Below are 21,847 nucleotides of genomic sequence, written 5' to 3' on the forward strand. Positions count from 1 at the left end.
GCACAAAAAAGGCTGGACAGTGGTCCAGCCTTTTTTGCGTGGGGAGCCTCAGCGTGTGGCGGGTGCTGCATCCGTCACGCGGCGCATGGGCGTCAGTACAAAAGCCAGCGCGGCCAGCACCACCAGCGTACCTCCGCTGGCCGCAAACAGCTGGGTCAGCGTGATGCTTTTCATCACCCAGCCCGTGATGGCTGCGGAGATGGGGGCCAGGCCCATGAAGATGAACATGAACAGACTCATCGCCCGGCCAATCAGGGCCGGTGGCACACGTTGCTGGATCCAGGTGAACACGCTCACCTGCATGAAGCCGCCGAGCAGGCCGATGACCAGCATCAGCGTTGCGCCCTGCCACACGGCCGTGATCAGCCCCAGAGGCATGAACAGTACACCGATGACGGCGTCGAACGCCAGGATGGTCATGCCCAGGCTGCCAAAACGCAGCCTCGGCAACATGCCCGACACCACCATGCCCAGGAGCGTGCCCGCGCCATGGGCGCCCACCATGGTGCCGAACGCGGCCGCGCCCAGCGCTGGCGTGCTGCTGGCCAGCACGGGGATGGCGATGTGGATGGGGCCCATGATGAACAGGGCGATGGCGCTCCAGTAGAGAAAGCAGGTGCGCAGTTCTCCATCGCGCCAGAAGTGAACCAGGCCCTGCGCCACCGATGCCAGCACCGCCTGGGGTGCGGCAGCCGGGGCCGAGTTGCCTGCATGGGTCTGCACCTTGGAAAGCGTCCAGGCGGACACCGCAAAGCTCAGGGCATCCAGCGCAAAGGCCAGGCCGATGCCGGTGGCGTTGGCATGGGCCGGTGCACTGGCGACTGCTTTGACTGCGTCGCCCGCACCAAACAGCGCAATGAGCAGCCCTGCCAGCAGGGGCCCAAGGAACATGGTCAGCTGGCGCAGGCCCAGGCTGATGCCGTTGGCGGCCTGCAACTGCGAGCGCGCCACCACGTGCGGCATCATGGCCGTGCCAGCAGGAATGCTGAAGGCCGTGGCCAGGCCAATGCCCAGCGACAGCGCATACACCATCCACAGCGTCAGGGTGCCTGCAAGCACCAGCCCCGCCAGCACGGCCAGCAGCACCAGGTTGATGTATTTGGTGATCATCAGCACCTGCTTGGGCGAGTGGCGGTCTACCAGTGCTCCGCCGATCAGGATGAACAGTGCGCGCGGCACGCTGATGAGGGCCAGCACGGTGCCCAGCACCAGGGTGTCGCCCGTCATCTGCAGCACCAGCCAGGGCAGTGCAATCAGCGTGAACTGGTCGCCCAGCATGGACAGGAAGGAGCCGCTCGTCATCCAGCGAAAGTTGGGGTCCTTGAACAGCGCGGCGCGTGGGTCTTGGGGTGCGCTCTTTGGGTGGGGGGGCGAAGGGTGATGGGGCATTTCAGGTCGCATGAACAGGGTCTCCAAAAGATTTGCGGGTATGCCGGCGCCCGTTGAGCCACTGGCTCACGGCGGTGAATCGCACACACAGGTGGTAGCTGGCCAGGCACAGAGCCGTGGTGGCCAGCACATTGAGAGCCATCTTGGCCAGGACGGGAATCGGCACCCCATACAGCAGCGCGCCAAAACCAATCGTCAGCGGCAGGTGCACGAGGTACACCCAGTACGAGCTGTCGGCCAGATAGGCGAGCCAGGCACGGGGCTGTCCGACGTGGCGCAGAAAGAGCCCGATCAGCGCAAAGCTCCACAACCAGGACGCGGCGTTGTAAGCCAGTGCCATCCAGAACTGCAGGTGCCGGGTGGCAGAGACGGGCTCGGCCAGGATCTCGGTGAAGGCACCGGTGACCAGGACCAGAGCAAAGGCCGAAGCCTCAGGCTGGGCCAGCACTTCCGACAAGAATGCAGTGATCAGGAAGCACACGAGCCCCAGGCCCGCCAGCACGGGCCAGTGCCTTGCGTAGCGCACCATCAAGTCCCTGCGCTGCGTGTACAGGCACAGCCCGAATCCGTAGAACAGCCCGTTGTGGAGCCATTCCGCCAAGGGAGGCAGAAAGGAACCGCTGGGCGTGACGATTCCGTGGTCGTAGTGGGCGCCGATCCAGGCGAGTGGAAGGGTGAGCGCCACAATGCCCAGGGCCGAACCGCCCAGCCAGGCGGCGAAGCGCCCCAGGGCTTTTTGCACGCCGCCGGGCAGCGCACGTGCTGCAGCCCACACCACAGGCGTGAACACGGCCAGCCACAGCAGCATCCACAGAAACCACAGGTGCATGGTCGGCGGGCCTTTGGGTACGTTGGGGCCGTGGGGCAGCAGGCTGCGGTCCACGCCCCAGGTGCCATGGGCCATGCGGTGCAGGAACAACAGGCCCAGCAGGGCGCTGACCACCAGCAAGGGCGGCCAGAACACCACAAAAGGCAGGCCCAGGCGGCGCAGCCGGTTGCGCACCATGCCCGCCAACCCTCGGTGCTGCACCAGTGCCGACACAAAAAAACCGGCCAGGATAAAAAACAGGGGCATGCGGAACGCATGGATCACCGCCACCAGCAAGTCGGCCACCGACGTGGACAAATCGTCGTGCCAGGGCAGGGGAGACGGCCGGCTCATGTAAATGACCGAGACATGCAGCACGATGCCCAGCCACATCATGGCGGCGCGCAGATTGTCCAGGGCATGCAGCTTTCGGCCCGGGGCGGCGGATTTTGGGGTGTGAGTCGGTCCATTCATAGGGACCGACTGTGAAGCCTCACGTTGCGTGAGGGTCAAGCACTTTTCTGACTTTTTGGGGCGGTGCTGTTGTCAGCGGTGTGGGGATACCACAGCGGCCGCAGGTGCTGGCATGGCGTGCGCCAGTGCTGCCTGCAGATAGGCGCGTACGGGAGCACTCAGGGGCGAGCCTGCCTGCAGCAGCGGTTCGTTGGCGGAGGCCATGAGCAGCTTCTGGCGCAACTCGGGGCTGCGCCGCGTGAGTGTGTCGAACAGATCGTTCCAGCGCAAAGCGGCAGCCACCGCATCGGGGTGGTGGGGAGGAAGGGCGCGGGCCAGAAGCTGTTGAACGTCCTGCTCCAGCGCTGCCCAGTCGGTATGGGGCACATGGCCCAGTGTGCGCAGATCGTTGCGGGTCAGGTACTTTTCCAGCAGCGCCATGCGCAGCTTGATGGCCGTTTCGATGTACTCGATCATTTCACCCGGCGGTGCATGGTTACGCCCCTGGGTGCTGGGTTCGGTGCGGAACATATGGCCCCAGCGCTCCAGCAGGTCCAGATCGCCCTTCATCCAGTGCAGCATGAGCGCCATCCAGCGGTAGGCCAGCGCCTGCACCTCGGGTGTGTCGGGTGCCAGTTGGCGGTCCATGGCGCTGCGCACCAGGTCTTTGACGATCAGCCAGTCAGCCTCAATGAGGTTCCAGTTCTGAAAGATGTGCTTGAGTTCGGCCGAGCTGAAATACTTGCCATAGGTCGTCATCAGCGCCAGGGCCTCCAGCCAGTTGCCCATGTCTGGCTCGGCACCGGCCATCAGGCCGTCCCTCAGCATGGTCAGGCGTCCGCGCAGTTCGGTGGCCTGCGCGATTTGCTGGTCCAGCGAGCGGATCTGCTGCCCGATGATGCGTTCGGGGGCCATGCCGTCACCCGCCAGCAGCGCCCCGATGTCGCTGAGCGCCAGGCCCATCTGGCGCATGGTCTGGATGCCGTGCAGTCGCTGCACATCGGCCTGGCTGTAGAGGCGGTAGCCGGCCTCGGACCGGCCTGAAGGCTTGAGCAGCCCGATCTCGTCATAGTGGTGCAGCGTGCGCACCGTCAGGCCGGTGCGCCGCGCGAGATCACCGACCTTGAGCAGCATGGGGTCAGCGGCCGATGGAGATGAGTTCGATCTCGAAGTTGAGCGTGGCATTGGGTGGGATCACGCCACCGGCTCCCCGGGCGCCGTAAGCGATGGAGGGCGGGCAGGTCAGCTTGGCCTTGCCACCCGGCTTCATGCGTTGCACGCCTTCGGTCCAGCAGGGGATCACGCCGTTGAGCGGGAACGACGTCGGCTCGCCGCGCTTGTAGGAGCTGTCGAACTCCTTGCCGTCCAGAAACATGCCTTTGTAGTGCACCTTGACGGTGTCGGTGGCCTTGGGCGAATCGCCGGTGCCGTCCTTGAGCGATTCATAAACCAGGCCACTGGCCGTGGTGACGGGGCCTGCGGCCTGGGCAGAGGCAAAGGGGGCAGCCAGAAGGCCAATGAGCACAAGGGCGGAAGAAATGCGCACGGGGAGTCCTTGAAACAAAAAAGAAAGGGGGAAAAGTCAGAACGCCATTTTGCTCGTCAGCAACGGTTGGGCTGCAAGCGGCGCGCCAGTGTAAAGGGCGTGGCGCCGTGGCTGGTGCCAATCCACTGTGGGCGCGTTAACCAACGTTAATGCGCAGCGGCATGCGGAGGGCAACACTGCAGCTGCGGCCAATGGGTGCCGAGTGCTTGTTTTTGCGGAGATGACGGATGCGTTCATTCAACGGCCACAGCGGACTGGCTCGGAGGACTTTTTTGGGGGGGCTTGCGACGGGGGGCGTGGGTATGGCGGTGGCGCAGGGAGCGCCGCCACAGCCACTGGCCGCCCGTTTGCCCGACGCGATGACCCGCCCCGGCGGGGCCGATCTGCCGTAGGGCCTGCCAGCGCCTCAGGAAGCGCAGGTCGAGAGGACCTTGTCCACCACAGCAGGCTTTCCGGTGTGGCGCACGCCGTTGCAGCACCAGCGCGGCATCATCACCCCCAGCGGCCTGCACTTTGCCGTGCACCACAACGGCGTGCCCGACATTGCGCCGGAGCGCCACACACTGAAGGTGCATGGGCTGGTGCACAAACCGCTGCGCTTTGACTTGGAACGCCTGCTGCGCTACCCCCTGGTCAGCCGCGTGCATTTTCTGGAATGCGCGGGCAACTCAGCCGCCAACGCGCTATCGCCCACGGCTCTGGACCAGACGCTGGGCGAGATTGCGGGCGAGGTGTCGTGTTCGGAGTGGACGGGCGTGCCGCTGGCCTATCTGCTGAACGAAGCGGGGGTGAAGGACAGTGCCCAATGGGTGGTGGCCGAAGGCGCCGACGGTGGATCGCACAGCCGGAGCCTGCCGCTGAAGGCCTTGCTGGAGCACGGCATGGTGGCGCTGTACCAGAACGGAGAGCGGCTGCGGCCTTCGCAGGGCTACCCCATGCGCCTGTTCATGCCGGGCTGGGAGGGCAACGTCAACGTGAAATGGCTGCACCGGCTCGAAGTGACCGACGCGCCCGCCTACACCAAGGACGAGTCGGGTCTGTACACGCAAGTGCTGGCCGATGGACGGATCGAGCGCTTCGCGTTCCACATGGAGGTGAAGTCGGTGATCACGCACCCCTCCGGCCAGCAGCGTTTGCCTGAGCCCCATGGGTTTTGCGAAATCGCTGGTCTGGCCTGGTCGGGCCGGGGGCGCATAGCGCGTGTGGATGTGTCCTTGGACGGAGGTCGCACCTGGGCTGCGGCGCAGCTGCACGGCCCGGTACTGGACCGGGCCTTTACGCGCTTCACGCTGCCCTGGCAGTGGAACGGCCGCAAGGCCGACCTGATGAGCCGCGCCACCGACGAGCATGGTCGTACACAGCCACTGCGCAGTGAATGGAAGCGGCGCTATGCCATGCACTCGTTCAACCACTACAACGCGGTGCAGGCCTGGCGCGTGCAGGCCGATGGCCGCGTGGAGAACGTTTATGCGTGAAGACCTGTGCAGCCAGTTGCTGCCCGCAGGACGCGCCACCCTGCGGCGGGGCGTGGCCGTGGCGATGGTGGTGGGACTGCTGAGTGCAGGCAGAGCCAGCGAGGTCCAGGCGCCGTCCGCTGCGGCTCCTGCACCAGCTGCGCCGCCACTTGTCATCGGCTTAGGCCAGCCGCTGTCGCCTGCCGACATCGATCGCTATGCCATCACCGTCTTCCCCAACGGCCGCAATCTGCCACCCGGCCGGGGCAGCGTGGAGCAGGGCGCGCGGCTGTATGCCATGCACTGCGCCGCCTGCCACGGCGCACAGGGCATCGAAGGGCCCGCCGCCCGGCTGGTGGGCACCGATGGTTTTATCGGCTGGAGCGACCCGCTGCGCCCCCTGCGCGTGCGCAAGTACCCGCTGCAGGTGTTGTCGGTGGGCGCGATGTGGCCTTATGCCACGACGGTGTTCGACTATGTGCGTCGGGGCATGCCGATGCACGCGCCCAAGAGCCTGACCGATGACGAGGTGTACGGCATCACCGCGCACCTGCTGCATCTGAACGGGCTGGTGGCAGGTGACGCCCTCATGGACAAGGAAAATTTGCCCCAGGTGGTGATGCCAGGGCGGGATCGCACGGTGAGCGCGTGGCCACAGGAACGCTGAATATTCTCAAACGCCGCGTGACGCTTCCAGCATGCCCAGCCGTGCCCGGATGCGTGATAGCGATACCGGCGAGATGCCCAGGTAGCTGGCCACATGGTGCTGCGGCAGGTGGGGCGTCAAATCACCGTGTGTAGCGAGAAAAGATTGGTAGCGCACCTCGGGCGGGTGGCTCAACAACTCGGCTTCGCGCTGTGCGTGCTGCTGAAACACATAGCCCAGGGCCTCTTCCAGCAAGGGGCCGATGTGGGCAAAGCTGCGTTGCCACTGCTGCAAGGTGGCATAGGTCAGCTCCACAGCCTCTACGGGTGCCAGGGCCTCGATGGCATAAGGACTGGGCAGCGCCAGAGGCGGCAGGTTGCCAGCCACCCAGCTGCCGGTGCCGTGAAACGACCGGTTGCGTTCGGTTCCTTGTTCGTTCAGGTAGAACAGCCGAACCACACCGCTGCGCACCTGCCAGCAGCGCGTGCTGGTCTCGCCCGCGGGCTGCAGCAGCGTGCCTGCGCCGAACTGACGGCGGGGCAGGGCCTGCCACAGAGCGGCCAGGGCAGGTTCAGACCGGACCAGCGCGTCCAGCGCACGCGGCTGGCAGACAGTGCAGGCGCTGGTGGTCGAGGTCACTGCGTTCAGGCAATTCAGGCGTCTCAGGCGTAGTCAGACACCGGGATGCAGCTGCAGCTCAGATTGCGGTCACCCCATACGTTGTCCACGCGGCCAACAGGAGACCAGTACTTGGCCTGGCGCAGGGCGGCCACCGGGTAAGCGGCGGCTTCGCGGGCGTAAGGGCGAGCCCATTCGCTGCCCAGCAGACTCTCGGCCGTGTGCGGCGCGTTCTTCAGCGGGTTGTTGTCCTGCGGCCAGGCGCCGGATTCGATCTGGCGGATCTCTTCGCGGATGGCAATCATCGCGTCGATGAAGCGGTCGATCTCGAACAGCGTTTCGCTCTCGGTGGGCTCCACCATCAGCGTGTTGGGCACGGGGAAGCTCAGCGTGGGCGCGTGGAAGCCGTAGTCGATCAGGCGCTTGGCGACATCCTCCGCCATCACGCCGCTGGTGTCCTTGAGGCCTCGCAGGTCCAGGATGCACTCGTGCGCCACGTGGCCCGGCTTGCCATCCTTACCTTCGCTCGCGTACAGCGTGGGGTAGTGGTCCTTCAGCCGCGCGCTGATGTAGTTGGCCGAGAGGATGGCGGTTTCGGTCGCGGCCTGCAGGCCTTCGGCGCCCATCATGCGGCAGTACATCCAGCTGATGGGCAGCACGGCGGCATTGCCCAGAGGCGCTGCCGACACGGCACCCACGCCGCCGGCCACACCGGCCGTGGCATGACCAGGCAGGTAGGGCACCAGATCGGCCACCACACACACGGGACCCACGCCGGGGCCGCCACCGCCGTGCGGAATGCAGAAGGTCTTGTGCAGATTCAGGTGGCTCACGTCGCCGCCGAACTCGCCAGGGGCGGCCACGCCGACCAGGGCGTTCATGTTGGCGCCGTCCACATACACCCGGCCGCCGTGGCTGTGCACCAGGGCGCACAGCTCCTTCACCTGCGTTTCGAACACGCCGTGCGTGCTGGGGTAGGTGATCATGATGCAGGCCAGGTTGGCACTGTGCTGTTCGCACTTGGCCTGCAGGTCGGCCATGTCCACGTTGCCGTTGGCATCGCAGGCGGTCACTACCACCTGCATGCCCACCATCTGGGCGCTGGCGGGGTTGGTGCCGTGTGCGCTGCTGGGGATCAGGCAGATGTTGCGGTGGCTATCGCCCTGGGCCTCGTGGTAGGCCTTGATGGCCAGCAGGCCCGCGTATTCGCCTTGCGATCCGGCGTTGGGCTGCAGGCTGATGCCTGCGTAGCCCGTGGCCTGGCACAGCCAGGCGCGCAGTTGTTCGTCCAGCTCCTTGTAGCCTTGCAACTGGTCAGCGGGTGCGAAGGGGTGCACGTTGGCGAATTCGGGCCAGGTGATGGGGATCATCTCGCTCGTGGCATTGAGCTTCATGGTGCAGCTGCCCAGCGGGATCATGCTGCGGTCCAACGCCAGGTCCTTGTCAGACAGCTGGCGGATGTAGCGCAGCATGCCGGTTTCGGAGTGGTGGGTGTTGAACACCGGGTGCGTGAGGTAGCTGCTGGTGCGGCGCAGCTCGGCCGGAATCAGCAACTCCACGCCTTTCTCAAAAGCATCGAACGTGGGCAACGCCTGGCCGTCCTGGGCAAAGACTTTCCACAGCAGCTCGATGTCGGCGCGCGTGGTGGTCTCGTCCAACGAGATGCACAGGTAGTTTTCGAAATAAATTCGCAGGTTGGCGCCCATCTGTACTGCGCGAGCAGCTATGGATTTAGTAGCGCCATCGGTTTTGAGCGTCAGCGTGTCAAAACACGCCTGCGGGCGCACCGGCGCGCCCAGTTGTGTGAGCCCCTTGGCCAGAATGGCGGTGTAGCTGGCCACACGCTGTGCAATGCGCTTGAGCCCATCGGGGCCATGGTACACGGCGTACATGCTGGCGATCACGGCGGGCAACACCTGCGCGGTGCAGATGTTGGACGTGGCCTTTTCGCGGCGGATGTGCTGCTCGCGCGTTTGCAGGGCCAGGCGGTAGGCGGGCTTGCCATGTGTATCCACGCTCACGCCCACCAGGCGGCCGGGCAGGCTGCGCTTGAACTCGTCGCGGCAGGCCATGTAGGCAGCGTGCGGGCCACCCGCGCCCATGGGCATGCCGAAGCGCTGCGTGGTGCCCACGACGATGTCGGCACCCCATTCACCGGGCGGGGTGATCAGCGTGAGGGCCAGGAGGTCGGCCGCTGCGATGAAGGCCGCCTGTTTGGCATGCGCCTTCTCCACATCAGCGCGCAGGTCGTCAATGCGGCCGCTGGTGGCAGGGTACTGGGCCAGCACGGCGAAATACTCGCCATTCAGCGCTGCATCCCATTCGGCGGCGGAGTTGGCCAGCACCACTTCGATATTGAGGGGCTTGGCACGGGTCTGGATCACTTCGATGGTTTGCGGGTGGGCATCACCGGCCACCACAAACACATTGCTCTTGCTCTTGACGGAGCGCTTGGCCAGCGTCATCGCCTCAGCGGCGGCCGTGGCTTCGTCCAGCATCGACGCATTGGCAATCGGCATGCCGGTCAGATCGCAGACCATGGTCTGAAAATTGACCAGCGCCTCCATGCGGCCTTGCGAGATTTCGGCCTGGTACGGCGTGTAGGCCGTGTACCAGGCGGGGTTCTCCAGGATGTTGCGCAGGATGACGCCCGGTGTGTGCGTGCCGTAGTAGCCCTGGCCGATGAAGCTCTTCAGGACCTGGTTCTTCGATGCCATCGCCTTGAGTTCGGCCAGCGCCGCCGCTTCCGTGATCGGCAGGGGCAGGTCCATCGCGCTGCTGCGTGCGATGGAGCGCGGGACGATGGAGTCGATGAGGGCGCGGCGCGAGGCCTCGCCAATCACCGACAGCATGTGCGCTTCATCGGCCGCATCGATGCCGATGTGGCGTGGCAGGAATTCGGTGGCGTTTTCAAGCGCTGCGAGCGTGGGCAGGGGGGCGAGGGTGGTCATCGGCGGCGGCGTGGGACAACAAGGAGGCACATTGGCCCGGCAGGGCGCCGGGCCTCGGGGAACAAAAGATCCGGAGATCAGGCGTTCTTGGCGAACTCTGCGTACGCAGGTTCGTCCATGAGCGCGTCAAATTGCATCATGTCGGTCACGTGGACCTTGAAGAACCAGCCAGCGCCCAGCGGGTCGGTGTTGGCCAGCGAGGGGTCGGCGCGCAGGGCTTCGTTCACCTCGACGATTTCGCCGGTGACGGGCATGTACACGTCGGCGGCGGCTTTGACGGACTCCACCACGCCGGCGACTTCACCCTGGTTGAAGGTCTTGCCGACTTCGGGCAGGTCCACAAACACCACATCGCCCAGCGCGTCCTGGGCGTGTACTGTGATGCCCACGGTGGCGGCTTCGTGGTCGGAGATGTCGATCCACTCGTGATCCTTGGAAAACTTGACGGTCATGGGGGCTCCAGAAAAAAAGGGGAAAAACAAACAAAAGTGCCGATGCCAGCCAAGACTGTAGCCGGGCTGGCGCAGTTTCAGACGGTCAGCCGCGGTAGTAGCGCGCGGGGGTAAAGGGCATGGCACGCACTTCCATGGGCACGGCCTTGCCGCGCACGATGGCGTTCACCCGCGTGCCGATGGCGGCGAAGGCGGGTGTGACATAGCCCATAGCCACGGGTTCGTTCACCGTGGGGCCCAGCAGGCCGCTGGTCACTTCGCCAATCTTCTGGCCGTCTTCGCTCTGCAATTCGGTGTGTTCGCGCACGGGCACACGCTCCAGTGCGACGAGGCCAACGCGCTTGCGCTGCAGGCTGGCGGGGATGTCGATCTGCGCGAGCACCTTGTCTGCTCCGGGGAAACCCCCTGCGCGGGCGCCGCCCGTGCGACGCACCTTCTGGATGGCCCAGTTCAGTGCGGCTTCAGGCGGTGTGGTGGTGGTGTCGATGTCGTTGCCGTACAGGCACAGGCCCGCTTCGAGCCGCAGCGAGTTGCGGGCGCCCAGGCCGATGGGTTTGACCTCGGGCTGGGCAAGCAGGGCGCGGGCCAGGGTGTCGGCCTGCGCAGCGGGCACCGAGATTTCAAAACCGTCTTCACCGGTGTAGCCGCTTCGGGTCACAAAACAGTCACAGCCTGCAATGGAAAAATCGCCGCCCGTCATGAACACCAGCTTTTCAACGCCGGGCGCGAGGCGGGCGAGGGCGGTGACGGCCTGCGGGCCTTGCAGAGCGAGCAGGGCGTGGTCGGGCATGGGCGCCACCTTGCAGCGCTGGCCGATGCGGGCCGTGATGTGCGCAATGTCGCCCACCTTGCAAGCACCGTTCACGATCACGAACAGCGTGGGCTCGCCATCCACCACGCCTTGGTTGAAGAACATCAGGTCATCGATGACCGTGCCTTCGTCAGTGAGCAGCAGCCCGTAGCGCTGTTTGCCCACGGGCAGGTCGATCACGTCCACCGGCATCAGGGTTTCAAACGCCGCTGCGGCGTCAGGGCCGACCAGCTTGAGCTGGCCCATGTGCGAGACGTCAAACAAGCCCGCCGCGCTGCGCGTGTGCTGGTGTTCGGCCATCAGGCCAGCGGGGTATTGCACGGGCATGGAGTAGCCGGCGAACGGCACCATGCGGGCGCCCAACTCAATGTGCAGGGCGTTCAGGGGCGTGGTAAGCAGGGGGGCGGTGGCTGACATGGCGGAACTCCGGGGCAAATGAGGGCCGCAGCCACAAGGTGGCCACGGGATTTGCCCTGCTGTCCGCTTTACCTGAGAGATTCACCGCAGCGCCCTGGCTGGCCGTGCGGTTTGCTCCTTCGGTGGATGGCCTCAACACGCGGTGCGGTGGGCCATCTCTCTCCAGCAAGGGAACGCCCGCATCACTGCGGGCGGTTGTCAGTCCTTTTGCCTGAGCGTTCGGCTGCTGCCTGCGCCTTCGGCGGTGCGGTGGCCTGGGGGCTTGGCACTCTCTCCTGACCGAGGGATTCTAACTACTTTGCGTAGACCAGATCGCGCAAACCCAGCGACAACTGCGGCACATAGGTCACCACCATCAGGCAGGCCATGATGACAAGCACAAACGGAATCAGGTGCCCGACGATGCGGTCTAGCGATATTCGCGCCACGGTGCAGGCTGCAAACAGGTTCACGCCAAACGGCGGCGTGATCATGCCCATGGCCAGGTTCACTACCATGATCAGGCCAAAGTGCACCGGGTCCACACCAAAGTGGATGGCCACGGGAGCCAGGATGGGCGCCAGAACGATGATGGCGGCACTGGTCTCGATGAACATGCCGATCACGAACAGCGCCGCGTTCACCCCGAGCAGGAAGAGGGTGGGGGATTGCAGCACCGCCTCCAGCCAGCGGCCAATGGCATCCGGCACGCCAGCACGGGTGATGAGGAAGGCGAACAGGCCCGCATTGGCAATGATGAACATGATCACTGCGGACGAGATGGCCGATTTGCGCAGGATGGCAAACAGGTCCTTGAGCCGGATCTCGCGGTATATCACCACCCCCACAATCAATGCGTAGAACACCGCCACGGCCGATGCTTCAGTGGGGGTGAATACGCCACCGTAGATGCCGCCAAGGATGATCACCGGCATCAGCAGCGCCCAGCCCGCCTGCAGCGTGGCCTTGCCAATAGGCATGCGGCCGTCGCCGTCGTTTTTGCCCCAGCCCTTGTACTTGCAGTACGCCCAGACAAAAAGCATCAGCGCGCCACTGATCAGCAGCCCCGGGCCAAAGCCGGCGATGAACAGCTCTCCAATCGACACTTCGGCGCTCACGCCATACAGGATCATGGGGATGGAGGGCGGGATGATCACGCCCAGCTCGGCGCTGGTGGCCTGCAGGGATGCGGCGTAGCTCGTGGGGTAGCCATGCTTGATGAGCGCGGGGATCAGGATGGCGCCAATGGCAAATGTGGTGGCCACCGACGAGCCCGACACGGCCGCAAAGATCATGCAGGTCAGCACGCAGGTCATGGGCAGGCCCCCCTGCACGCCGCCCACGATGCTCTTGGCAAACTCCACCAGGCGGCGGGATATGCCGCCCGTTTCCATCAGATTGCCCGCGAGGATGAAGAACGGAATGGCGGCCAGCGGAAATTTGTTGATGGAGCCAAACATCTCCTTCACAGAGATCAGCATGTTGGCATTGGCTACCTGGATGCCCAGGATGGAGGCCAGGCCGATGGAAACGGCCACGGACACAGTGAGTGCAAAACACAGCACCATGGTGGTGATCATGACGGGCGTCATTGCGCGGTCTCCAGCTCAAGGCGTTGAGGGTCTAGCAGGTTGCCGACGATGCCAATGGCGCTGAACACGCCACCCACCGGCATGGCCACGTAGGCCCAGAACATGGAGACGGATTCGAGCCCCGCCATCGACTGCACGCCGCCGCGTTGGGCATAGTCCCAGCCCCACCACACGATCACGCCAATCAGTGCCAGCGCCGCCACTGCCACGACATAGTCCAGCACCCGGCGCACGCGCGGGGGGCTCCAGCGGTACAGCACATCCACGCTGACCATCGCGCCCTGGCGGAACGCGCTGGGGATGGCCAGGAACACCATCCAGATCAGGCTGAAACGGATCAGCACTTCAGTCCACTCGGCGGGCTGCTCCAGCACAAAGCGGGTCACGATCTGGAACATGCCCAGCGATGCGGCAATGACCAGCATGGCGCACGCGCCGAGCAACGCTGCAAACGTGGCCCCGCGTTCAAACATCAGAAAAGCTTTTTTCATGGGGCGGACAACGCCATGGGTTCAGATGATTCGGTGGAGAGAATCAGATTGAAGATAAAAAACGCCCGTAGCGCTTATTCTACGGGCGTTGTGTGCTACTAAAAATATAGTAGCTGATGCGCATGCGACTACTTGACGTCGCGGATCTTGTCCAGGGTGGCCTTGCCAAACTGTTTTTCAAACTCGGCGTTCACAGGCGCCAGCGCCGCCACAAACTTGGACTTGTCCGGATTGTCCACCACCGTCATGCCTTTGGCGCGCAGGTCGGCCACGCCCTTGGCGTCGTCTTCATCCACGCGTGCACGGTTGGCCTTGGTGCCTTCCTTGGCGGCGTCGATGAAGGCCTGCTTGTCGGCGGCCGAGAGCTTGTCGAACGAGGCCTTGTTCATCACGAAGATGGCAGGCGAATACACGTGGCCGGTCAGCGTCAGGTGCTTTTGAACCTGGTCGAACTTGGCCGAGATGATCACGGGCAGCGGGTTCTCCTGGCCGTCCACGGTGCCTTGCTGCAGGGCGGTGAACACTTCGGGGAAGGCCATGGGCGTGGTGATGATGCCGAAGCCCTTGTACGCGGCGATGTGCACGGGGTTTTCCATGGTGCGCATCTTCAGGCCCTTGAGGTCTTCAGGCGTGTTCACCGAGCGCTTGCTGTTCGTCATGTGGCGAAAGCCGTTCTCGGCCCAGGCCAGGGCCTTGAAGCCCTTGCTATCGAACTTGGTCAGCATCTCCTGGCCGATGGGGCCATCCAGCACCGCACGCGCATGGGCCTTGTCGCGGAACAGGAAGGGCACGTCAAAGATGCGCGCTTCGGGCACAAAGTTGGGCACGGGGCCGGTGGAGCTGAAGGCCAGCTCTTGCGTGCCCAGCTGCACGGCTTCAATCGATTCGCGCTCGCCACCCAGGGCGCCGTTGTAGAACGTCTGTACCTTGTAGCGGCCGGCCGTGCGCTTTTCGACTTCCTTGGCAAACGTGTCGATGGCAATCCCCTGGTGGGAATTCTGGGCTGTCGAGATGCTGATGCGCATGGTGGTCTGCGCGGCAGCGGTGGCCACAAAGCCGAGCGCAAGGCTCAGGCCGACGACGAGTTTGGTCAGTTGCATGCTGTCTCCTGTTAATGGTGGGCTGGGTTGGTGGGGATGCACGGTTGCTCCTTGCAGAGCGGACCCCAGCCTCTGCCAAATTATGGCGGTGCAGCATCGGCGCAGGCATCGGGGTTTGTGCTGGTAAGCGTGCTTATTAACTACCCACCAGGGCGCTAGCCAAGGCGCTTCTGTTGGCCATGGGCGACGCCAAAAAATGCCAAGGGCCCCGTGCTGGCGGTAACCAGCCGGGGCCTTGTCAGTTTGTGCGCTCCGGTAAGAGCGCCTTGATGGAAGAAGTATGCGCGGGGCGGATGAGATGAATTTGCTGAATTCGCTTCAAATGGAGTGAATCGCAGAATAATTTTCTGTGTTGGCGAAGATTGGTGAATAATCCAGCCGATGGATCGATTGGATAGGAAAATTCTCGCTGTGCTGCAGGGCAACGCCCGCGCCAGCCTGCAAGAGATCGGGCAGGCCGTGGGCCTGAGCGCATCGCCCTGCTGGGGCCGCATCAAGAAGATGGAAGAGGCGGGTGTGATCCAGGGCTATACCGTGCGCATCAACCCGCAGTCGCTGGACCTGGCCGACACGGTGCTGGTGCAGGTCACGCTCGACAGCCATTCCGACAACACGCTCGAAAAATTTGGCGAAACACTCGCCAGCATTCCCGAGGTGATCGAGGCGCACCTGGTGTCGGGCGACTACGACTACCTGCTGCGCATCGTCGTGAAGGACACGCGCGACTACGAGCGCTTGCTGCGTGAGAAGCTCTACAAGATCAAAGGCATCCGGCACAGCCGCTCCAGCTTCGTGCTGCGCACGCTCAAGAAGGCCGATCTGCCCCTGTTTGTGGGGTGAGTTTGAATGAAAATGGACTCTGGCGCTTATCTGTAAATGGTTGGTCGCTATTGTTTTAATAGCATTTGCATCCGGTCGCAATTCCATTGCGCAGGCATCGAGGAAACCCGGCGATGCTCTGTTTTTGCGGTTCAAAGGCTATGGAACACGCGGATCAACGGCAGAATGGCCACGCCTTTCGGCGCTGGCCTGGGGGATGTTGCACCACCACGGTGCACCGCCAAGGAGCTTGCAACGTGCCGGCAAGGCCGGAGAACCACCACCATGAACCTGCGTTTTGTCGAAGCCTTTTACTGGGTGGCCTCCCTCAAGAGCGTGACGCGCGCAGCGGAAAAGCTCTTTCTGACGCAGTCGGCCATGTCCAGCCGCGTGGCGGCGCTGGAGGAAGAACTGGGCGTGCTGCTGCTGGACCGGCGCGACAAGCATTTCAAGCTCACAGTGGCGGGCACGCGCTTTCTGACGTACGCCAAGCGGATGCTGGAGCTGCAACGCCAGCTCAAGGCCGAGATGGGCTCGGGCGGCCCGCTGGAAGTGTCGATTCGGCTGGGCGCCATTGAGTCGGTGCTCCACTCGTGGCTCATCCCCTGGGTGGAACAACTGCGCAAGGACAACCCGCTGCTGGAGCTGGAGCTCACGGTCGAATCCACGCCGGTGCTGCTGGATCAGATCCGCCGGGGCACGCTGGATGCCGTGTTTGCGGCCTTGCCTGCATCGGCCGAAGGCATTCGCAGCCAGGCGCTGACGCCGATGGAGATGGTGTTCGTCGGCAACAGCAAGATCCACCGCAAGCGGCGCTATGCATCGGAAGACTTCGCCGGCACCGACATCCTGACCTTTCAGCGCGGTTCTCAGCCCCATGTGTACCTGCTGGACACGCTGCGCCAGGCGCAGGTGGAGCCGCGCTGCGTGCACACCATTTCCTCAATCTCTGCCATGGTGCAGCTGGTGCAGGGCGGTTTTGGCGTTGCCACGCTGCCGCGCCTGGCGGTGCAGAGGATGCTGGCATTCCCGGATCTTCGTGCGCTGGCCTGCGACATTGCGCTGCGTCCGCTGCCCATTCACGTGAGCTACCGCGAAGACCCGTCTTCGCCCGCAATGGAGGCGATCGTGCGTTCGGCGCTCAGCTTCATCGAAGCGCAGCAACCCCCAGCGCCCAAGCCCCGCAAGGCCCGCGCCTGAGCGCGGGGACCACGCACGCTCCTTTTTCCGCTGCGCGCACTGCGGCTGCAGTGTCTGCGTTTACGGCGCAGCCCCGAGAACTTCGCATTGAAACGACATGCGCAGTTCGGTGCGGCTGCGCTTGTGCAACTTCTCCCTTCTAGGGTTCGGGTTAACCCTAAATAGAAGTCCAAGGGTTAACCCTGAGCACCAAATTGGTTTGCTTCGCCCCAATGAAGTGCATCGAAAAAATCGATGAGCTAAGAGAAATTTTTTGAATTTGCCAGCGCAGTTACACCCCAACACAATCCGTCCAACGTCATGCAATTGACTTTTCTCAATGCAAGGAAATACGGTGGACTTAGCTCAAGAAAATTCGCTCGCGGTGTTTGGCCCTGAGGGCACCAGCAATCCGAACCACGTCCGCGACACCATCCGCAAGGGCCTGTGGACATCGCACACCAGCGGTCTCGCAGACGGCCATGTGCAAGGCAACGTGGTCATCCTGCCCGAGGTGCTTGCCAGTGACTTTCTGCGGTTCTGCCAGCGCAATCCCAAGCCTTGCCCCGTGCTGGCGGTCAGCGAGCCCGGCCAGTTCACCCAGCCTTCGCTGGGCAAGGACATCGACATCCGCAGTGATGTGCCGCTGTACCGCATCTGGCGCCACGGTGAAATGTCGGAGGAGGTGGCGGACATTGCCAGCCTCTGGCGGCCGGACCTGGTCACCTTCATCCTGGGCTGTTCGTTTTCGTTCGAGTCCGCATTGATCGAGGCAGGCATCCGCCTGCGCCACATCGACGAAGGCAAGAACGTGGCCATGTTCCGCACCAACGTGCAAACCGAACCGGCCGGCCCTTTTGGCGGTGCCATGGTGGTGACCATGCGTCCCATGCCCGCAGCGGATGTGATCCGTGCGGTGCAAGTCACTTCTCGTTTTCCCAACGTGCATGGAGCGCCTGTGCACATCGGTGACCCGGCCCTGATCGGCATCGCCGATCTGGCCCATCCCGACTACGGCGACGCCGTAGCGCTGATGCCGGGCGAAATCCCTGTTTTCTGGGCCTGCGGCGTCACCCCGCAGTCGGCCATCTTGAATGCCCAACCCGCGTTCTGCATCACGCATGCACCGGGCTGCATGCTGGTCACCGACCTTCTCAACCACCAGCTCGCCAGTTTCTGATCCGCTTTCAACAAGGAGTTCCACCATGAAGAAAATCACAATTTGTTTGTCCGCAGTCCTCAGCGTCTGCGCCGCCCAGGCCCAGATCAAGTGGGACCTGCCCACGGGTTATGGCGCCAACAGCTTCCAGACGCAGAACGTGCAGCAGTTCGCCAACGAGGTGGATCAGCTCACGGGCGGCAAGCTCAAGATCGTGTTGCACCCCGGTGGCTCGCTGTACAAGGCCAACGAAATCAAGCGTGCGGTGCAAACCGGCCAGGTGCCTTCGGCCGAGTTCATTCTCTCGGGCGCATCCAACGAGAACCCGCTGTTTGGTGTGGACTCGATTCCGTTCTTGGCCACGAGCTATGCCGATTCCAAGCGCCTGTATCTGGCCGCCAAGCCTGCCCAGGAGAAGCTGCTCGCGTCCCAAGGCGTGAAAGTGCTGTTCAGCGTGCCATGGCCCGGCCAGTCGCTCTACTCGCTCAAGCCCGTGAGTACGCCCGCGGACTTTGCAGGCACCAAGATGCGGGCCTACAACCCCGCCACCACGCGCATTGCGCAACTGCTCAAGGCGCAACCGGTGACGATCCAGCTGTCGGAGCTGGGCCAGGCGCTGGCTACCAACACCGTGCAGAACTTCCTGACGTCCAGCGCCAGCGGCGTGGAATCCAAGCTGTATGAGCAGGTGAAGCACTTCTATCCCGTCAGCGCATGGCTTCCGCGCAATGCCACCGTGGTGAACCAGAAGGCGTTCGATGCCCTCGACAAGCCTTTGCAGGACGCCGTGCTGAAGGCAGCGGCAGCCGCCGAAGAGCGCGGCTGGGCCACGAGCGAGCGCGTGGACAAGGAGTTCATCAAAGAGCTGGGCGCCAAAGGCATGACCGTGGCCGAGCCCAGCGACAGCATCAAGAAGGAACTGGCAAGCATTGGCGAGTCCATGACGGCCGACTGGGTGAAGTCAGCCGGGGCCGAGGGCCAAGCCATCATCGACGCCTACCGCAAGAAGTAACCGGCGTTTTCCGGGCCCCCGCAGTGGGGCCGGGGTAGCACAGGCGCCTGCTGCCCAGTTCTTTCGTCGCCACTCCCCCTCATTTTTTTCAAGCGTTACCGGAGTACGCCATGGACAAACTCGTCCGAAATTTCTACAGGCTGCTGATGTTGCTGTCCGGCCTGTCCATGCTGGCTGCGTTCGCCGCAGTCACGCTGGGCGTGTTTGCCCGCGAGGTCATTCACGTCAACATCGACGGTCTCGACGCGTATGCAGGCTACGCCATCGCCGCAGCGCTGTTCTTTGCATTGCCCGGCACATTGCAAAACGGAGACCACATCCGGGTGACCCTGTTGCTCGACCGGCTGCCGTCACGCTGGCGCGGCGCCTTTGAATGGTTCTGCCTGTCCAGTGCACTGGTGCTCACGGCCTATATCGCCTGCTACGCAGTGCGCTCGGTGTGGATTTCCTACGTCACGCACGACATTTCGCCTGCGGCCGATGCTTCGCCGCTGTGGATTCCCCAGATCAGCATGGCCATGGGCTGCATCGGCTTTGCGCTGTCGTTTGCCCATGCGCTCATCCTGCGCTTTCAGGGCGTGGCCTTCATGGCCGTGTCTGAATCGGCCCGTTCCGAGTAACCCCCGCAGGAGAAATCAACATGGACGTCATCATTGCCTTTGGCCTGATCGTGGTGCTCTTTGCAGTGCTCGGTTCGGGTTTGTGGATCGGCCTGTCACTGCTTGCGGTGGCGCTGGTCGGTATGGAGCTTTTTACCAGCCGCCCCGTGGGCGACAGCATGATGCTGACCATCTGGGGGTCTACCTCCAGCTGGACGCTCACGGCCTTGCCGCTATTCCTCTGGATGGGCGAGATACTGTTTCGCAGCAAGCTGTCGAGCAGCATGTTCAAAGGCCTGGCGCCCTGGCTGGACCGTCTGCCCGGCCGTCTGTTGCATGTGAACGTGGTGGGCTGCACCATCTTCGCTGCCATCTCGGGCTCATCGGCGGCCACTTGCGCGACCATCGGCAAGATCACGCTGCCCGAACTCAAGCAGCGTGGCTATCCCGAAGACATCTCGGTGGGCACACTGGCTGGCGCAGGCACGCTGGGCCTGCTGATCCCGCCGTCGATCATCATGATCGTCTATGGCGTGGCGGCCAATGTGTCGATCTCCAAGCTGTTCCTGGCCGGCGTGATTCCAGGCCTGCTGCTGGCAGCACTGTTCATGGGCTACATCGTCGTGTGGGCCTTGTTCAACAAGGACAAGGTGCCAGCGCCCGATGCCCGCCTGAGCTTTGTGCAGAAGCTCTATGCGTCGCGCCACCTGATCCCTGTGGTGTCGCTCATCGTGGTGGTGCTGGGCGCCATCTACAGCGGTATTGCCACCGCCACCGAGGCCGCGGCGCTGGGTGTGGGCGGGTCGCTGATCCTGGCGAAGATCGAGGGATCACTCGATTGGGCGCGCTTCAAGGACGGGCTGGTCGCTGCCTGCCGCGTGTACTGCATGATCGGCCTCATCCTGGCGGGCGCCGCGTTCCTCACACTGGCCATGGGCTTCATCGGCCTGCCACGCCACCTGGCCGAGTTCATTGGCGCCCTGCACCTGTCGCCCTTTGCGCTGATGCTGCTGCTCATCGTGTTTTTCATCCTGCTGGGCTGCTTCCTGGATGGCATCTCCATGGTGGTGCTGACCATCGCGGTGCTGCTGCCCACGGTGGAAGCTGCAGGCTTTGACCTGGTGTGGTTCGGCATCTTCATCGTGTTGGTGGTGGAGATGGCGCAGATCACGCCGCCGGTGGGCTTCAACCTCTTTGTGCTGCAGGGCATGACGCGCCGCGAAGTTACCTGGATCGCCCGCACTGCGCTGCCTTTGTTCGCATTGATGATCGTTGCGGTCATCCTGACGTATTTCGTGCCCGACGTCGTGCTCTGGCTGCCACGCCAGATGCAGGGCTGACCCCGCAGCACCCCTCGCCGAAAAGTCCGTACAGGAGCTCACCATGAAGACCATCGTGTTGTTGGCCGCGCTTGCCGTGGCACCGGTGCTGCACGCCCAAACCCAGTGGAAGCTGGCCACGGGCTACCGGGCGGAGTCGTTCCACACGCGCAATATCGTCCAGTTTGCGCAGGACGTGGAGCGTGCTTCAGCCGGTGCATTGCGCATTGAAGTGCATGCCAACAACGCCTTGTTCAAACTGGCGGAGATTCCTCAGGCGGTGCAGGACGGCAAGGCCCAGGCGGGCGAAACCATCATGACGAGCCTGGTGCGCGAGATCCCCATGGCAGGTGGCGATTCCGTGCCTTTTGTGGTCCGCAGCTATGCCGACGCACGGCGCATGTGGGACGTGCAGCGACCGTTGATCGAAGTGCACATGGCGCGCAAGGGGCTCAAAGCCTTGTACGCCGTGCCGTGGCCTCCGCAGGGGCTGTTCACCACGGTCCCGGTGCGTTCGTCGGTGGATTTCAAGGGCACCCGCATGCGCACCTACAACCCGGGCACGGTGCGTATTGCCGAGCTGCTGGGCGCCACGCCCGTGGATGTGCCCATGGTCGAGGTCAACCAGGCCCTGGCGGCCGGAAAGCTGGATTCGATGATCACATCGGCCTTGACCGGAGTGGAAAACCAGGTCTGGGGCCAGATCAAGCAGTACTACGGTATCAACGCCTGGTTCCCCAAGAACATCGTCTTCGTGAACCAGCAGGCGTTTGACGCACTGCCCGCCCCGGTGCGCCAGGCCGTAAGCCAGGCTGCAGCAGACGCCGAAAAACGGGGCTGGGCGATGAGCGCCGCCGTGGCCGAGGAGTCGGTGATCGAACTGCAGCGCAAAGGCATCAAGGTCGAGCCCCCCACCGCGGTGCTGGACTCCGAACTCAAACGCCTGGGCGAACGGTTTTCCCGCGAATGGGTGCGGTCCGTGGGGAGCGAGGCCAACCAGCTCTTCATCCCGTACTACACGCAGCGCTAGGCCATTGCATTGTTGGCATCACC

Annotated in this window: 21 protein-coding genes and 2 riboswitches; of the genes, 10 read left to right on the forward strand and 11 right to left on the reverse strand. The window is 63.7% G+C overall.

The annotated features are described in order from the left end of the window. Window positions 1-48 precede the first annotated feature (48 nt). The 4 genes from C8C94_RS05005 to C8C94_RS05020 form a co-directional block, all read right to left on the reverse strand. The gene (locus C8C94_RS05005; protein WP_370449735.1) at window positions 49-1,401 is read right to left on the reverse strand and encodes an MFS transporter; all 1,353 of its coding nucleotides are present in this window, start codon (window positions 1,399-1,401) and stop codon (window positions 49-51) included. Next, window positions 1,391-2,671, reverse strand: a complete 1,281-nt coding sequence (locus tag C8C94_RS05010) for an acyltransferase family protein (protein WP_121419943.1) — start codon at window positions 2,669-2,671, stop codon at window positions 1,391-1,393. Before C8C94_RS05010 ends, C8C94_RS05005 begins: the two co-directional genes overlap by 11 nt. Window positions 2,672-2,743: 72 nt before the next feature. Next, the gene (locus C8C94_RS05015) at window positions 2,744-3,784 is read right to left on the reverse strand and encodes a MerR family transcriptional regulator (protein ID WP_121419944.1); all 1,041 of its coding nucleotides are present in this window, start codon (window positions 3,782-3,784) and stop codon (window positions 2,744-2,746) included. A 4-nt stretch (window positions 3,785-3,788) separates the two neighbouring features. Then, window positions 3,789-4,190, reverse strand: a complete 402-nt coding sequence (locus C8C94_RS05020; RefSeq protein WP_369801340.1) for an FKBP-type peptidyl-prolyl cis-trans isomerase — start codon at window positions 4,188-4,190, stop codon at window positions 3,789-3,791. Window positions 4,191-4,423: 233 nt separating this feature from the next. On the opposite strand from C8C94_RS05020, the gene C8C94_RS25815 reads away from it, so the two are divergent. Genes C8C94_RS25815 through C8C94_RS05035 form a run of 3 tightly spaced genes read left to right on the forward strand, consistent with a single transcriptional unit; the run spans window position 4,424 to window position 6,317 of the window. Next, window positions 4,424-4,588, forward strand: a complete 165-nt coding sequence (locus C8C94_RS25815) for a twin-arginine translocation signal domain-containing protein (RefSeq protein WP_121419945.1) — start codon at window positions 4,424-4,426, stop codon at window positions 4,586-4,588. Between the two features lie 3 nt (window positions 4,589-4,591). After that, a complete protein-coding gene (gene soxC, locus C8C94_RS05030; protein WP_121419946.1) occupies window positions 4,592-5,671 on the forward strand; it encodes a sulfite dehydrogenase in 1,080 nt (359 codons plus the stop codon). Continuing rightward, window positions 5,664-6,317 (forward strand): c-type cytochrome, encoded by a 654-nt coding sequence (locus C8C94_RS05035; RefSeq protein WP_233573400.1) that lies wholly within the window; start codon window positions 5,664-5,666, stop codon window positions 6,315-6,317. The genes soxC and C8C94_RS05035 overlap by 8 nt, the downstream gene beginning before the upstream one ends. A gap of 6 nt (window positions 6,318-6,323) precedes the next feature. Here C8C94_RS05035 and C8C94_RS05040 read toward each other — a convergent pair whose 3' ends face one another. From C8C94_RS05040 to C8C94_RS05070, 7 genes are all read right to left on the reverse strand, one after another. Beyond that, window positions 6,324-6,935, reverse strand: a complete 612-nt coding sequence (locus C8C94_RS05040) for a Crp/Fnr family transcriptional regulator (RefSeq protein ID WP_158603801.1) — start codon at window positions 6,933-6,935, stop codon at window positions 6,324-6,326. A gap of 23 nt (window positions 6,936-6,958) precedes the next feature. Further along, complete coding sequence (gene gcvP / locus C8C94_RS05045) at window positions 6,959-9,865, reverse strand: aminomethyl-transferring glycine dehydrogenase (RefSeq protein WP_121419948.1); 2,907 nt, start codon at window positions 9,863-9,865, stop codon at window positions 6,959-6,961. Window positions 9,866-9,942: 77 nt separating this feature from the next. Next, entirely contained in the window at window positions 9,943-10,317 is a 375-nt protein-coding gene (gcvH, locus tag C8C94_RS05050; protein WP_121419949.1) for a glycine cleavage system protein GcvH, read from the reverse strand. Between the two features lie 85 nt (window positions 10,318-10,402). Continuing rightward, window positions 10,403-11,545: a glycine cleavage system aminomethyltransferase GcvT gene (gene gcvT, locus C8C94_RS05055; RefSeq protein WP_121419950.1), complete on the reverse strand. Its 1,143-nt coding sequence runs from the start codon at window positions 11,543-11,545 to the stop codon at window positions 10,403-10,405. A 49-nt stretch (window positions 11,546-11,594) separates the two neighbouring features. Then, window positions 11,595-11,721, reverse strand: a riboswitch (glycine riboswitch). A gap of 17 nt (window positions 11,722-11,738) precedes the next feature. Further along, window positions 11,739-11,833, reverse strand: a riboswitch (glycine riboswitch). Between the two features lie 5 nt (window positions 11,834-11,838). After that, window positions 11,839-13,116: a TRAP transporter large permease gene (locus C8C94_RS05060; protein WP_121419951.1), complete on the reverse strand. Its 1,278-nt coding sequence runs from the start codon at window positions 13,114-13,116 to the stop codon at window positions 11,839-11,841. After that, window positions 13,113-13,607 carry a TRAP transporter small permease gene (locus C8C94_RS05065; protein WP_055397396.1) on the reverse strand — a complete coding sequence of 165 codons (495 nt, stop codon included), beginning with the start codon at window positions 13,605-13,607 and terminating at the stop codon, window positions 13,113-13,115. The genes C8C94_RS05060 and C8C94_RS05065 overlap by 4 nt, the downstream gene beginning before the upstream one ends. A 128-nt stretch (window positions 13,608-13,735) precedes the next feature. Then, complete coding sequence (locus C8C94_RS05070; RefSeq protein WP_121419952.1) at window positions 13,736-14,707, reverse strand: TRAP transporter substrate-binding protein; 972 nt, start codon at window positions 14,705-14,707, stop codon at window positions 13,736-13,738. Between the two features lie 381 nt (window positions 14,708-15,088). Here C8C94_RS05070 and C8C94_RS05075 point away from each other — a divergent pair, with 381 nt between their 5' ends. From C8C94_RS05075 to C8C94_RS05105, 7 genes are all read left to right on the forward strand, one after another. After that, the gene (locus C8C94_RS05075; RefSeq protein WP_010458688.1) at window positions 15,089-15,547 is read left to right on the forward strand and encodes an Lrp/AsnC family transcriptional regulator; all 459 of its coding nucleotides are present in this window, start codon (window positions 15,089-15,091) and stop codon (window positions 15,545-15,547) included. Window positions 15,548-15,811: 264 nt separating this feature from the next. After that, window positions 15,812-16,726: a LysR family transcriptional regulator gene (locus C8C94_RS05080; protein WP_121419953.1), complete on the forward strand. Its 915-nt coding sequence runs from the start codon at window positions 15,812-15,814 to the stop codon at window positions 16,724-16,726. A gap of 319 nt (window positions 16,727-17,045) precedes the next feature. Further along, on the forward strand, window positions 17,046-17,885 hold the full coding sequence (locus C8C94_RS05085) for a putative hydro-lyase (RefSeq protein ID WP_370449736.1): 840 nt from the start codon (window positions 17,046-17,048) through the stop codon (window positions 17,883-17,885). Window positions 17,886-17,910: 25 nt separating this feature from the next. After that, window positions 17,911-18,876, forward strand: coding sequence for a TRAP transporter substrate-binding protein (locus tag C8C94_RS05090; RefSeq protein WP_121419954.1), 966 nt, complete (start codon window positions 17,911-17,913; stop codon window positions 18,874-18,876). A 110-nt stretch (window positions 18,877-18,986) separates the two neighbouring features. Continuing rightward, window positions 18,987-19,496: a TRAP transporter small permease gene (locus C8C94_RS05095; protein ID WP_055402379.1), complete on the forward strand. Its 510-nt coding sequence runs from the start codon at window positions 18,987-18,989 to the stop codon at window positions 19,494-19,496. 20 nt (window positions 19,497-19,516) lie between these two features. Then, window positions 19,517-20,815 (forward strand): TRAP transporter large permease, encoded by a 1,299-nt coding sequence (locus C8C94_RS05100; RefSeq protein WP_121419955.1) that lies wholly within the window; start codon window positions 19,517-19,519, stop codon window positions 20,813-20,815. A 43-nt stretch (window positions 20,816-20,858) separates the two neighbouring features. Beyond that, window positions 20,859-21,824 carry a TRAP transporter substrate-binding protein gene (locus C8C94_RS05105; RefSeq protein ID WP_055402383.1) on the forward strand — a complete coding sequence of 322 codons (966 nt, stop codon included), beginning with the start codon at window positions 20,859-20,861 and terminating at the stop codon, window positions 21,822-21,824. Window positions 21,825-21,847: the final 23 nt, after the last annotated feature.

Origin of the sequence: Acidovorax sp. 94 (assembly GCF_003634645.1) — a bacterium.
GTDB classification, from domain to species: Bacteria; Pseudomonadota; Gammaproteobacteria; order Burkholderiales; family Burkholderiaceae_C; genus Acidovorax; species Acidovorax facilis.